The organism is Asticcacaulis aquaticus (genome assembly GCF_028550415.1).
Taxonomy (GTDB): domain Bacteria; phylum Pseudomonadota; class Alphaproteobacteria; order Caulobacterales; family Caulobacteraceae; genus Asticcacaulis; species Asticcacaulis aquaticus.
In genome coordinates, this window is the sequence record NZ_JAQQKX010000008.1 from 116462 (window position 1) to 129325 (window position 12864).

General features: G+C 60.4%; 15 protein-coding genes and 1 riboswitch. Of the genes, 11 read left to right on the forward strand and 4 right to left on the reverse strand.

What is annotated here, in order from left to right:
- Nucleotides 1-117: 117 nt before the first annotated feature.
- Entirely contained in the window at nt 118-567 is a 450-nt protein-coding gene (locus PQU92_RS11185; protein ID WP_272748304.1) for a MarR family winged helix-turn-helix transcriptional regulator, read from the reverse strand.
- A 149-nt stretch (nt 568-716) separates the two neighbouring features.
- On the opposite strand from PQU92_RS11185, the gene PQU92_RS11190 reads away from it, so the two are divergent.
- The 4 genes from PQU92_RS11190 to sigJ all read left to right on the forward strand — a co-directional run bounded on the left by PQU92_RS11190 (nt 717) and on the right by sigJ (nt 3422).
- A complete protein-coding gene (locus PQU92_RS11190; protein ID WP_272748305.1) occupies nt 717-1175 on the forward strand; it encodes an organic hydroperoxide resistance protein in 459 nt (152 codons plus the stop codon).
- 142 nt (nt 1176-1317) lie between these two features.
- A complete protein-coding gene (locus tag PQU92_RS11195; RefSeq protein WP_272748306.1) occupies nt 1318-1980 on the forward strand; it encodes a GNAT family N-acetyltransferase in 663 nt (220 codons plus the stop codon).
- A gap of 84 nt (nt 1981-2064) precedes the next feature.
- Nucleotides 2065-2517: a carboxymuconolactone decarboxylase family protein gene (locus PQU92_RS11200; protein ID WP_272748307.1), complete on the forward strand. Its 453-nt coding sequence runs from the start codon at nt 2065-2067 to the stop codon at nt 2515-2517.
- Nucleotides 2517-3422 carry an RNA polymerase sigma factor SigJ gene (gene sigJ / locus PQU92_RS11205; RefSeq protein ID WP_272748308.1) on the forward strand — a complete coding sequence of 302 codons (906 nt, stop codon included), beginning with the start codon at nt 2517-2519 and terminating at the stop codon, nt 3420-3422. The genes PQU92_RS11200 and sigJ overlap by 1 nt, the downstream gene beginning before the upstream one ends.
- A 107-nt stretch (nt 3423-3529) precedes the next feature.
- Here the strand turns inward: sigJ and metB are convergent, their stop codons facing one another.
- Together metB and metX are read right to left on the reverse strand one after the other, a co-directional pair.
- Nucleotides 3530-4696, reverse strand: a complete 1167-nt coding sequence (gene metB, locus PQU92_RS11210; protein WP_272748309.1) for a cystathionine gamma-synthase — start codon at nt 4694-4696, stop codon at nt 3530-3532.
- Between the two features lie 2 nt (nt 4697-4698).
- A complete protein-coding gene (gene metX / locus PQU92_RS11215; protein ID WP_272748310.1) occupies nt 4699-5682 on the reverse strand; it encodes a homoserine O-succinyltransferase MetX in 984 nt (327 codons plus the stop codon).
- A gap of 88 nt (nt 5683-5770) precedes the next feature.
- Nucleotides 5771-5890: riboswitch (SAM riboswitch) on the reverse strand.
- A gap of 493 nt (nt 5891-6383) precedes the next feature.
- Between metX and PQU92_RS11220 the strand changes: the two genes are divergently transcribed.
- The 3 genes from PQU92_RS11220 to PQU92_RS11230 are packed head-to-tail and all read left to right on the forward strand — an operon-like array spanning nt 6384 to nt 7855.
- A complete protein-coding gene (locus tag PQU92_RS11220; protein ID WP_272748311.1) occupies nt 6384-6911 on the forward strand; it encodes a chalcone isomerase family protein in 528 nt (175 codons plus the stop codon).
- A complete protein-coding gene (locus PQU92_RS11225; protein ID WP_272748312.1) occupies nt 6908-7645 on the forward strand; it encodes an SDR family NAD(P)-dependent oxidoreductase in 738 nt (245 codons plus the stop codon). The genes PQU92_RS11220 and PQU92_RS11225 overlap by 4 nt, the downstream gene beginning before the upstream one ends.
- Nucleotides 7646-7669: 24 nt before the next feature.
- The gene (locus PQU92_RS11230; RefSeq protein WP_272748313.1) at nt 7670-7855 is read left to right on the forward strand and encodes a hypothetical protein; all 186 of its coding nucleotides are present in this window, start codon (nt 7670-7672) and stop codon (nt 7853-7855) included.
- Here PQU92_RS11230 and PQU92_RS11235 read toward each other — a convergent pair.
- A complete protein-coding gene (locus PQU92_RS11235) occupies nt 7844-8737 on the reverse strand; it encodes a DMT family transporter (protein WP_272748314.1) in 894 nt (297 codons plus the stop codon). The genes PQU92_RS11230 and PQU92_RS11235 overlap by 12 nt on opposite strands.
- Before the next feature lie 155 nt (nt 8738-8892).
- On the opposite strand from PQU92_RS11235, the gene PQU92_RS11240 reads away from it, so the two are divergent.
- The 4 genes from PQU92_RS11240 (at nt 8893) to PQU92_RS11255 (ending at nt 12860) form a co-directional block, all read left to right on the forward strand.
- Nucleotides 8893-10569: an amino acid kinase family protein gene (locus PQU92_RS11240; protein WP_272748315.1), complete on the forward strand. Its 1677-nt coding sequence runs from the start codon at nt 8893-8895 to the stop codon at nt 10567-10569.
- A gap of 268 nt (nt 10570-10837) precedes the next feature.
- Nucleotides 10838-11206, forward strand: a complete 369-nt coding sequence (locus PQU92_RS11245; protein WP_272748316.1) for an MmcQ/YjbR family DNA-binding protein — start codon at nt 10838-10840, stop codon at nt 11204-11206.
- Nucleotides 11203-12057 carry a 23S rRNA (adenine(2030)-N(6))-methyltransferase RlmJ gene (rlmJ, locus tag PQU92_RS11250; protein WP_272748317.1) on the forward strand — a complete coding sequence of 285 codons (855 nt, stop codon included), beginning with the start codon at nt 11203-11205 and terminating at the stop codon, nt 12055-12057. Before PQU92_RS11245 ends, rlmJ begins: the two co-directional genes overlap by 4 nt.
- A gap of 125 nt (nt 12058-12182) precedes the next feature.
- Complete coding sequence (locus PQU92_RS11255; RefSeq protein ID WP_272748318.1) at nt 12183-12860, forward strand: hypothetical protein; 678 nt, start codon at nt 12183-12185, stop codon at nt 12858-12860.
- Nucleotides 12861-12864 lie beyond the last annotated feature (4 nt).

The window sequence follows — 12864 nt, forward strand, 5'->3', positions numbered from 1 at the left end:
AATGTGATTTTGTCGTGATTTTTACGTTATTTAAATAATAATTTGTATTTAAACGAATTTTCAAAATTAAAAACGCCTAACGCTTTAATCTTCGCGGCAAAATTGTGGTCATAAGGCTCAGGCGGGGGTGCGGAGCGCCTGACCCAGAGCCTTTACCTGATCGCGCAGAGTCGTCAGATGGCCCAGATCGCCTTTCATGGCGCACAGCATGGCCGTCGGTATGCCCGCCGCCTTTTCGGCCAGGGCCTTGCCCGCTTCGGTGAGCGTAATACGCATTACGCGTTCGTCCTTCGCGTCGCGATTACGGTTAATCAGGCCCTGCGTCTGGAGCCGCTTGAGCAGCGGCGTCAGGGTGCCGGAATCGAGAAACAGAGGCGCGCCCAGTTCGCTGACCGAACGGTCGTCCTTTTCCCACAACAGCAGCATGACCAGATATTGCGGATAGGTCAGGCCGAGCGGCTCCAGCAGCGGCTTATAGGCCTGAGCGAAGGCGTGGGCGGCGCTATGGATGGCGAAGCAGATCTGATTGTCGAGCCGCATTTCGGGAGGGGTGAGGGAGGTGTTCATAGTTTTATCCTTTAGAATCAACGCATAGCATAAAATCTCCAAAAAATCCATTAAATTGCGCACAATTCAATTGACATTATATTGTGCACAATTTAATTAAGCGCCATGTAATCAAGCGTTCCCTCCAATCTCAATGAAAGGCAATTATCATGACCACCCTGATCACCCCCGTCTATACCGCCCACGCCACCGCCACCGGGGGCCGCGAAGGCACCGCGTCCTCGAACGACGGCCGCCTGTCGGTCAAGCTGTCGACGCCCGCCGAACTGGGCGGGAATAACGGTGACGGCACCAATCCGGAACAACTGTTCGCCGCAGGTTACGCCGCCTGCTTCATCGGTGCCGTGAAATTCGTCGGCGCGCAAAAGAAGGTCGCCATTCCGGCGGACGCGTCTATCAATTCGTCGGTCGGCATCGGTCAGACCCCGGCCGGTTTCGGTCTCGAAGTCACGCTGAAGGTCAATCTGCCCGGCGTTGCCGACGACGTGGCCAAGACGATCATCGAAGCCGCCCACGGTGTCTGCCCCTACTCGAACGCGACGCGCGGCAATATCAAGGTCACCGTCATCCATAACGGTGATGCGGGCGAGACAATTGTCGCCGAATAGGCTGATGTGATACCTGATCAAAAGCGCCGCCTCGAAAAGGGGCGGCGCTTTTTTGTGTCTTCGCCTCCAGTTTGCCGTCATGCCGCCTGAAGGATTGCGTCCACAGAGAATCCCCTTTACGCAAAGGGTAAGAGTGGAAAACATGATGACGTTGAAAAACTGGACGCCGAGGCCAAGGCCGGGGGGTGTGACCATGCCGGGCCGTTTCGGACGGCTGGAGCCGCTCGACTGGCAGCGGCATCGCGACGGGCTCTATGCCGTGGCCGGAGGTGAGGTCAATGCCGATCTGTGGCGTTACATGCCGCTGGGGCCATATCTGAGCCCGGAGGCTCTGCAGCGTGAATTCGAGGCCGCGCGCGTCGCGGACGGCTGGGAAACTCTGGTCATTATCGGCGCGGATGAGACGATCAAGGGCATGGTCTCCTTCATGCGTATCCGCGAAGCGCAGGGCTCGGCAGAGATAGGGGCGGTCCTGTACGGTCATGCCCTGCAACGTACGGCGCTGGCGACCGAAGTCCTGTACATGACCGCGCGCTACCTGTTCGACCAACTGGGCTACCGGCGCTACGAATGGAAATGCAATGCCGCCAATCAGGCCTCGGTGCGCGCCGCGCAGCGGTTCGGATTTACCTATGAGGGCACCTTCCGCAACGATATGGTCATGAAGGGCGATAACCGCGACACGGCATGGTTTTCCATCATTGATTCCGAATGGCCGGCGATCCGTGCGGCCTATGAGGCATGGTTATCGCCATCGAATTTCGATGCGTCGGGGCAACAAATTTTCAGACTGAAGACGAAATAAATCACGCCGCGTGTCACACTGCATGTGAGCCGCTCGTCTTACCTTCGACATCGCGACTGTGCGATGAACCGAAGGAGAATTATCATGTCGCAACGTATCAATGGCTATGCCGTCGCCCCCGAAGCGTATCGGATCAAGGCGGCCCTCGAAGACTATTTCAAGACCACGGCGCTGGAACCATCGCTGATCCATCTGATCAAGGTCCGCGTGTCGCAAATCAATCATTGCGCCTATTGTCTGCACATGCACCGCGAAGAAGCGCTCAAGGACGGCGATACGGAAAAGCGCCTTCTGCTGCTCGATGCCTGGCGCGAGTCGGGCATGTTCAGTCCACGCGAACGGGCGGCGCTGTGCTGGGCCGAAAGCCTGACCCACATCGCCGACAGCCACGCCAATGACGCCGACTACGAAGCCATGCGTGCCGAGTTCAACGAAAAGGACGCGGTCGATCTGACCTTTGCCATTGCGCAGATCAATGGTTGGAACCGTATTGCCGTGCCTTTGCGTCAGGTCCATCCGCAGGATAAGCTGCGTTGATGAACGTCGCCGATTTCGAGTTGCATCGCCGGTATCTGGTGGGCGTCGCCTACCGGATGCTGGGCACGCTGGCCGAAGCTGAGGACGTCGTGCAGGACGCGTTTCTGCGCGTACGCGATCAGCCGCCGCCGGAGCATCCGCGTGCCTATCTGACGCGGGTGGTGACGCGGCTGTGCCTCGATGTGCTGAAATCGGCGCACCGTCAACGGATGACCTATGTGGGCCCGTGGTTGCCGGAGCCGTTGCACGACGTCAGCGACTTCACCGGGGCGAGGGCGGGCGATGATCTGTCCGATGACCTGTCGATCGGCCTGCTCTACGCGCTGGAGCGGCTCAGTCCGTTGGAGCGCGCCGCGTTTCTGTTGCACGATGTATTCGGCGTGGGCTTCACCGAGATCGCGTCAACGCTTGATCGTTCGGAGGCCGCCTGTCGGCAACTGGCGGCCCGGGCGCGCAGGGCCGTGCGGCAAAGCCACGCGCCGCAACCGGCACGGTTTGCGGTGACGGAAGCCGACGAGCGCGCCTTCTTGCAGGCTTTTCTGGAGGCCTCGCAATCGGGCGATGTCAGCGTTCTTGAGGCGCTTCTAACGCGCGATGTGAAACTGCATTCGGACGGCGGCGGCAAGGCCTCGGCGGCGATCAATATCCTCGAAGGCCGCGACCGCGTGCTCAAATTCATGATCGGAATCTATCAGAAGTTCCGCCAATATACCGTTGAAAGCGTTGAGTTTGTGCGCGCCAACGGCGCGCTGGCGGTCCTTAGCTATCACGCCGACGGCACGACCGATCTGCTGACGATCGAGACCGTCGAGGGCCGGATCGCGAATGTCTATTTCATTCGCAATCCGGACAAGATGAAAACTTTTCATCCTCCCCTGCATAGCGGGGGAGGTGGCGCTGAGTGAAGCGAGGCGACGGAGGGGACAATACCTCGGTAAAAAATGCCCCCTCCGTCTGCTCACTTGCGTTCGCAGCCACCTCCCCCGTACGCTTCGCGACAGGGGAGGGTGTCTTAGGTGACGGCCAAGGCCCGGTCCAGCGCCGCGATCAGGTCGTCGGCGTCTTCGAGGCCGATCGACAGGCGCAGCAGGCCTTCGGTGATCCCCGCCGTGGCCTGAGCCTCAGGCGACATGGCCGCGTGGGTCATCGAGCCCGGGTGGACGATCAGGCTTTCGACGCCACCCAGGCTTTCAGCCAGGCTGAACAGTTCGACGATATCAAGCACGCGCTTGACGGCCTCGACGCCACCGGCCAGTTCGAAGCTCATCATCGCCCCGAAACCGTTCTGCTGACGCGCCGCGAGGGCGTGCTGCGGATGCGATTTCAGGCCGGGATAGAAGACCTGCGACACGGCCGGGTGTTGATCGAGGAATTCCGCCACGCGTTGCGCCGATTCCTGTTGCTGCTTAACGCGGACGAAGAGGGTGCGCACGCCGCGGATGGTCAGGTAGCTGTCGAACGCGCCCGCTGTGGTGCCGAGGCAATTGGCCCACCAGCGATACAGCGTCACGTCTTCCGGCGTGGTGCAAACCAGCGCGCCGCCGATGACGTCCGAATGGCCGTTGATATATTTGGTCGTCGAATGGACGACGAAATCGGCGCCGAATTTGATCGGGTTTTGCAGCGCGGGCGACAGGAAGGTGTTGTCCACGGCCACGCGCGCCCCGGCCTTATGACCCAGCGCAATCAGCTTTTCGAGGTCGATGACGCGCATCAGGGGGTTTGATGGTGTTTCCAGCAGGAGCAGACCGGCAGGGGTCGAGAGGGCCGCTTCGATGGCGGCATCGTCGCCCTGATCGACATATTCAACATTGATCAGGCCCTGTTTCGTGCGGGCATTCAACAGGCGCTGCGTGCCGCCGTAGCAGTCGTGCGGAACGATGACGCGTTTATTGGGAAGGTCCTGCCACAGCAAGTCCAGAGCTGCGAGACCCGACGCGGTCATGACCGCACCGGCACCGCCTTCAAGCTCGGCAATGACGTCGGCGATGATTTCGCGCGTCGGATTGCCGGAGCGGGCATAGTCGTAGGTTCGCTTCTTGCCGAAGCCCTCGAAGCTGAAATTGGTCGAGAGGTAGATCGGCGGCATGACCGCACCGTGCGCCTTGTCGGTGTCGATGCCGATATTGACGACCTTGGTCGCGATGCTGGCGGTTTTGAGATAGTCTTTTTTGGTCATTTTCAGTCTTTCAACGATGTACGAACAATGTCCGACACCAGTTTGATTTCCTTAAGAAAAGCATCGTGCCCATAAAGTGACGGAAAGTCGATGAACACGCTGTCCGATAGCGCTTCTGAAAACGCCTTCATATCCGAATAGGGCACCAGGCGGTCGGTCGGGACGGCGGCCAAAAATACCTTTGCGGTGATTTTTGCCGGGTCGACGCGGTGACGATCAAGCGAGTCCGACATCGAAATCCAGCGGTTGGCGTTTGACACATAGGCATCGCCGCGCGCCCGCAGATAGCCGCAGACGGTGTAGTTATCGCCCGCCAGATCCGGCGCGGGACCGTCGAAACGTTCTCCGAACTCGGCTTCGGAGCGATAGGTCGTCATGGCCAGTTGCCGGGCCAGCGAAATGCCTTCCTGTTCGCGGCCATTGTCCAGTCCGAATTGCAGCAGGCGGCGCTGAAGGCCGCGCATGGCGGTGGCCATCGGATGCGCCCGGTGAGCGGCGGAAATACAGCAGACGCGCTCGATATAGTCGCCGTATAATTCCGCGAAGGCCAACCCGATCATCGCGCCATAAGACGCGCCGATGAAGGCGAACACGCGCTCGACCTTCAGATGATCGAGGATCAGCTTTACGAGCCGCGCCTGATCGTGGGTGGTGATGGTATAGACCTGCGACGCGGGCAGGCGTGGGGCAAATTCGATACTCAGGACGCGGAACTGATTGAGGTCCAGCGCTTCGGCGGGGCCGGCGACGCCTTCCCACCAGCCGGGGGCGGTGTCGGTCGAATCTTCCTTGGCGAACAGGATGCGTCCGGCGGAAATCCCGCCCGCAGCCACAACCATACGTCCGTCGGCCGGGCCGTAAAGGCGCGCCACGACGTCGGTTTGCTCCAGTTTCTGCCCGCTGTGCAGACGGAAATCGTCGGGGATATCGACGCGGATATCGGTCCCGGTCAGGTCAGGCGCGGCAATGGGTTTGATAAAGCTCATGGTGGTCCGGTCGGCTCAAAAACACGCGACCCATCTTGACCAGTCGAGAGAAGGGGGGACGACCGGTCAGACAACCGTGGCGTCGCTTCTCTCATCTGTCGGAATGCGAAATTCCGCAGGAGTTGGCACCATTCCAGAGGCTAAATGAAGCACCTTGGCGGTTGCCCCAGCGTCGTCGGGCCTGTCCCTCGGCTGGTCTCGATGAGTTTATCCGGCCCTTATGCGCAAACCGGCCGCCTTCGTCAAGAGGTGCGTCACAGTCAGGCGGCCCGTAACCATCGAGAGAAAAAACGCGGTTTGTCGATTCTGCGACGCCTCAATCCATAACGCATTTGCGAAAGGAAGACGTTGAAAGCGTTTCGGTTTTAAAACTTTGCACTGAATTATCCCACGCTTAATCCCGCATGGGGTGTATTTGAGAGGTTATCGCGTTAAGCCTTGATTAAGATTTGCAGCTTAACCCATAGCGTCAAAGTTGCGTTTCTCCCTTAAAATTTAGCCATTTCAATCTCATGGAGTCATTTATGAGGGCGCGTACCTTTTATGGCGTAATGGGTCTCTGTTTGCTCGCCCTGATTGCATCGGCTGCGTGTCTCTGGCCAGCCGACATGGCGGGGTCGCGGGATGTGACCAAACCTGACAATGTCGCGAGCTTGCGTCCTTAAACTAATCCAAACGGCGGGGCCGGGCGTAATCCTGTCATGACCCATGTCACTCGCCCCCTTGACCGTCGTCTGTTCCTGATCGTTGTGACGGGGTTGGTTGTGGTGCCTCAGGCCTTTGCTGCCGTCCCCGGCGTGGCGGATGCGCAAAAAATGGGCACGGCGCGGTACAGCGCGTTCGGCCTGTCGATCTTCGATGCGACGCTCTACGCGCCGGGCGGCACCTACAAGACCGATGCGCCGTTCGCACTCAGGCTCGACTATCTGAAATCCTTTGGCGCGGCGCGGATCGTCGATAATTCGGTCAAGGAAATCCGTAGGCAGGGCTTTGCCGACGAGGCCAGACTGGCGGCGTGGAAGCGGCAGATGAGCGCCATCTTTCCCGACATTCGCAAAGGCGACCATATTGTCGGGGTGCGCGATCAGGGCGGTAACACGGCTTTCTATCACAATGGCAAGGCGATCGGGTCGATCAAGGACGCGCAATTCACCCGCCACTTCTTCAACATATGGCTGGGGCCGAACGCGCCTGCGGCCTTCCGGCAGAAGCTCTTGGGGGGCGCATGACGACGACCTGGATTATCGGCGCGTCGAGCGGCATCGGTGAGGCGCTGGCTTTTGAGCTGGCCCGTCGGGGCGAGACCCTGATCCTCAGCGCCCGCAACGACAAGGCCCTAACCGCGATTGCGGGGCGGCTGGACGGTGAAGGCCACCGCACCCTGCCGCTGGATATTACCGATGCCAAGGCCGTCACCCGCGCGGCCCTGGAAATCGCCGAGGTGGTGGGCCACGTCGATCGCGTGCTGTGTTTCGCCGGCGCCTATACGCCGATGAAGCTGGGGGCGCTCGATTTGAAAGAGGTCCGGCAAATCATCGAGACCAATCTGCTGGGGGCCTTCAACGTCACCGAAGCGGCCCTGACGCTCCTCAAAGCGCAGGGACGGGGGCAGATCGCGCTATGTGCCTCGGTGGCGGGCTATCGCGGTCTGCCGAACGGTCAGCCCTACGCCGCGACCAAGGCCGGGGTGATCTCGCTGGCGACGTCGCTCAGGGCGGAGCATGGCGATGGGCTCGACATCAAGGTGATCAATCCGGGCTTTGTGAAAACACGCCTGACTGACAAGAACGGCTTTGAGATGCCGATGATGGTGACGCCGGAGCAGGCGGCAAAGGCCATCGCCGACGAACTGGATTCGAAGCGCTTCGAAATTCATTTCCCCAAGCGCTTCACCCTTCTCGCCAAGCTGTTGAGTGTCCTGCCGGATGGGCTCTATTTCAGAGCCGTCAAACGCATGGTATAAGGCGCTTCAGCTTGAGGCGGGGCCATGCTTACGAAGCGTTTTCTGGTGGTATCGGGACTGGCTGTATTGGCCATGCCGCAGGTCGTTTCGGCCGAAAATACCTACAAACCTAAGACGCCGCAGAAATATATTCGCGGCAAGCGCGGTGGTTGCTATTACATCAACAAAAACGGCAACAAGACCTATGTCGACCGGTCGCTATGTAAATGAGGCTTTAGGCCGTCCCCATTCGGCCAGAACGATCCCCGCGACGATCAGGCCCAGCGCCGTGAAATGAAAGCCGTGCAGGGGCTCGCGCAGGATCAGCACCGATAAAACGACGCCGAACAGCGGGATGGTATTGATGAACAGGCCCGCCCGGTTGGGGCCGATCAGTTCGACGCCGCGAATATAGGTCACCTGCGACACCAGCGACGGCAAAAGCCCGCAATAGAGGACGATCCACCAGCCCGTGGCGTCTGGCCAGACGATGCCCGTCTCGCGCGACATCCACAGCAGATAGGGGATGGCGGCCATCAGTGCGCCGAGCGTCGGCACGGCCATCAGGCTCTGCCAATGGATGTCGGGCTTGTATTTCAGCGTCACCGTATAGACGCCGTAAATCAGCACGGCGAGCAGCATCAGGGCGTCACCGATATTGAGATCAAGCTGCGCGATACGGCTGAGGTCGCCGTGCGTGGCGGTCAGGCCGACTCCGATCAGGGTCACCAGAAAGCCTGCGATCTGCGCCCATGAGGCCTTCACCCGGAACAGGGCGAAATTGACCACCATGATGACCAGCGGAATGCCGGCGTCTTCGATGACGACATTGATGGCAGTGGTGTGTTCCAGCGCCGTATAGAGGACGATATTGAACGCCGCGAAACCGAAGAACCCATAGGCCAGCAGCAGGGGCAAATGCCGCCGGATCACGGGCCAGTCGCGTTTCAGCGGCTTGATCGATACGGCAAAGATGACACCCGCCGCCAGCACCCAGCGCGCCGCCGACAGCATGGCGGGCGTGATGTGCCCGACGGCCAGCTTGCCCGCGACCATGTTCCCGGCCCACAACAGGCTGGCGATCAGCAGAAATCCGTAGGCTTTTAGGTTCACGCGAAACTATCTCATGGGCGGCACAGCGAAGATGCGTCGCGTAGCATGAAAAACCGGCCTAAACGCATCTTTTTTCTTTAAATTTCGGCGAAAGACTTATAACGCCATTCGCTTACCCGCCTGCCGTAAGGGCGATTGGAGAAGAGGAATTACATATGTCTACGTTGGTTGTGAAATTTGGTGGTTCGGTCCTGACGTCGGAAGCGGCGCTGCACCGGGCGGTGTCCGAGGTCTATCGCTACGTGCGCGACGCGCACAAGGTGATTGCCGTGGTATCGGCCTTCAAGGGCGAGACGGACCAGATTATGCGGCTGGCGGTGGGCTATACGCAGGCCTCTGCCTCCTCGGCGACGCCGCACCTGCTGGCGACCGGCGAAATGAAGGCCTCGACCCTGTTTGCCATGGCGTGCGAGCGGTCGGGCATCGTGACCCGTTTCCGCTCGGTGGCCGAAATCGGTCTGGTGGCCGAAGGCGACCATTTCAACGCCAATCCGGTCAGCCTCAAGACCGACGTGCTGCTGAACGACCTGCAAAAGGTCGATCTGGTGGTTGTGCCGGGCTATGTGGCCGAAAACGCCGCCGGTGAGCCGGTGCTGCTCGGCCGTGGCGGGTCCGACCTGACGGCGGTGTTTATCGGCAAACACCTCAAGGACGCCGGTGTGGACGTCCGCGTGCGGCTGAACAAGGACGTCGACGCGGTCTACGACACCGACCCGAATACCTACTCGGATACCGCCAAGCCCTTCGCCGCCCTGTCGTGGGAAGAGGCCGAAAAGATCGCCTTCCCGATCGTGCAGGCCAAGGCGATGAAATACGCCCACGAACACGGGCTTGAGGTCGAGGTGACGGGCCTCGCCAAGGGCTATGAGACCGTGCTGGGCCGCAAGACGTCCGAGCGCAAGTCGCCGGTCGCGAACCGTAAGCTGCGTGTCGCCGTGATGGGGGCGGGGGGCGTCGGCTCGATGTTCCTGCAACGCGCCATGGAGTGGTCGGATCTGATCGAGATCGACCGCGTGCTGGTCCGTGATCCGTCGAAGCGCCGCGATCACCCGCTGGCCGGGAAATTCACTTCTGACGCACGTAATTTTGCTCGCGCCGATGTCGATGTGTTCGTCGATATCGGCACCGGCGTATCGCCCTCGGCGGAACTGCTGGAGCAGTTCCTGAAACTCGGTGTTGGTGTGACCTCGGCCAACAAGCAGGCCGTGGCCTCGGTGCAGGGTAAGCTGAAAGACGCGGCGAAATCGTCGGGCGCGCTCCTGACCTATTCGGCGAGCGTGGGGGGCGGCGCGCCGATCATCGAAGCCCTGACGCGGGCCGTAAAGTCGCATAAAATCAAGAGCATTGCGGGCGTCGTAAACGGCACCTCGAACTTCGTCATCGATCAGGTCGAGGCGGGCAAGACGTTTGATGCCGCCATGGACGAAGCCCGTCGTCTGGGCTTTGCCGAGCCGGATTCGACCGCCGATCTCGACGGCACCGATGTGGGCGCCAAGCTGAAACTACTGCGCGAAATCGCCTTCCCTGGTGTGACTCCGGTCCATGTCGAGGTCGGTGCGATCACCGACGAATCTCTGGTCATCCCCAAGGGTAAGGGCCTGCGCTACGTGGCGCGCGCCATCATGACCGAGAAGGGGCTTGAAGTGTCGATGAAGCTGGAAGAGCTTGAGGCCGATCACTATCTGGTCGGTGCCAAGGGCGAGCAGAACCGCGCCATTATCGAGCTGGACAACGGCGAATTCTGGTACGTGACCGGCAAGGGCGCGGGCGCGTGGCCGACCTCGGAATCGTTGCTGGCCGACACGCTCGAAATCGGACGGCATGTGAAGTAAGAATTATACCTCCCCAACTTGTTGGGGAGGGGGACCGCACGACGCTTGCGGAGCAAGCTAGATGCGGTGGTGGGGGCCGTCGCTGTAGTACGGTCTACTCATCGGGCCAGACATTCGTCCGTAACTCCGACGCGAGCCCCCCACCGTCTGCTCACGTCGTTCGCATCCACCTCCCCCAGTAAACTGGGGGAGTATGCTTTAAAGTGGTCGTCATGAATGGAGGAGGGAGTTGCTTGCAGCGTCGCGTAAATTGCGGCAAAGACGCTGCATGACCCTCGACGATCTCAATACTTTTTGTGCAACCCTGGCCGCGACCCACCACGTCGTTCAGTGGGGCGATCACGACGTATGGAAGGTCGGCATCGAGGGTAAGGGCAAGGTTTTCGCCATCGCAGGCACGCAGCCCGATGGCCACCTGTCGGTCAGTTTCAAGGTCTCGGATATGGCGTTCGAGATTCTGCGCGACCATCCCGATTGCCGTCCCGCGCCCTATCTGGCGTCGCGCGGCATGAAATGGATTCAATACTATACCGGCGACCAGATGACCGATGACGAGGTGCGCGATCTGTTGCAAGACTCGCACCGGCTCGTCGCGGCGGGTCTGCCGAAGAAAACCCAAAAGGAATTAGGCCTTTGAATTATCGCCACGGCTTCCATGCCGGGAATTTCGCCGACCTGGCCAAGCACGCGGCGACTTTAAGCTTCCTGCGTGCCTTGAGGGCCGGGGCGCGACCGCTGAAGGTGGTCGATACCCATGCCGGGGCGGGGTTCTACGACCTCTCGGATGAGACCTTTGCGCGCTCGAAAGAGGCCGAGGCGGGGATCAAGTACCTGCTGGGGCAGGATGTGCCGACCAGTCTCAAAGCCTTGTCGGACTATGTGTGGGCCAAGAACAAGCAATCGGGATTCAGCACACGCATCGGTATCTATCCGGGCTCGCCGACCCTGATCATGGACAACCTGCCGGCGGGGGGCGACTATGTCGGCTGCGAATTGCGGCCCGATGATTACGAGTTGCTGAAAGATCGTATCGCGGTCCGTGGTGGTAAGGCCTTGCATGCCGACGGGTATGACACCGTGATCGGCATGGCGGAGTCGCCGAAAGACCTGTTCATACTGATCGATCCGCCGTTCGAGAAGTTCGAGGATTACGAGCGCATCAACGAGACCCTGGCGGCGGTGCTGGCCGTCAAGCCGGACGCGAAAGCGCTGGTCTGGCTGCCGCTGAAAGACCTTGAGACGCTCGATCGCTTCCTGCGGCACATGGAATGCGCCCTGCTGGAGGATCAGACGGGCCATGCACCGGTCATCGATGTGGCAGAATTGCGTCTGCGGCCGTTGACCAATCCGTTGAAAATGAACGGCTGCGCGCTGGTGGGAATCAACACGCCGCCGGAGGTTCTGGCCGATATCGAGGCCATTGCGCAGGACGTGACCACCGTGTTCGGCGAAGCGGGTGGCAAGGCGCAGGTCTGGCGGCTGGACTAGCCGCTCTCCGATCACGCGAGTTTTTATGCCCTGCGGCCCTGTGGACAATGGTCAGGGCCGGTTTTCTGTGATAGACATTTGTGCATTGCAGCAAACTTGACCCGCGAGGCCGAAAGATGTTGACCATGACCGATACCCCAACCCGTTTCGACGCGCCGAAATTCCCGACGCCGGAAGAGATCAAGGCGGCCTCCGAACGCCTGACGCATTTCTGGGTCGGCGCTTGTTCGCCCCTGTGGGTGCCGTTTTTCGCCGCGACGTCGTTCGGCGTTTCGACCTGGATGATGTCGAGCGCCCTGACCAAGAATGTGGCCGACAACGACCTGTACAAGGATCTGCCCAAGGGCTTCGTCGATATGATGGCTCTGCGTCACCGCTGGTTTCAGGCCGCCGATGAAGGCGCGCACGTGCTCGAAGACGTCGGCGACGCGGTAAAGGAAGCGGCTGCCGCACCGGTCACCATGGTGCTGGAGGCCGAAGCGGCGGTGATCGAGTCGCTTAAGGAAACTGCACCGGTCGTCGCCGAAGCGGTCGAGACGGCGCAGGCCGTGGTCGAAGAGACGGTGGCGGAGACATCGGAGGTCGTCGAAACAGCGATCGTCGAGTCCGTCGAAGCACAGGACGTCGTGGCGGAGACCGCTGAGCCGGTGGTTGAAGCGGTTGCAGAGTCCGTCGAAGACACGATCGCCGCACCGGAAACGACCATCCCGGACGATCTGCCGGAATTCGTTGTGGAACCCGCCTTCGAACCCGTGCCGGTCGTCAAGGCGCTGCCGAAGCGCCGTCCGGCCCCCAAGAAGTAAGCCT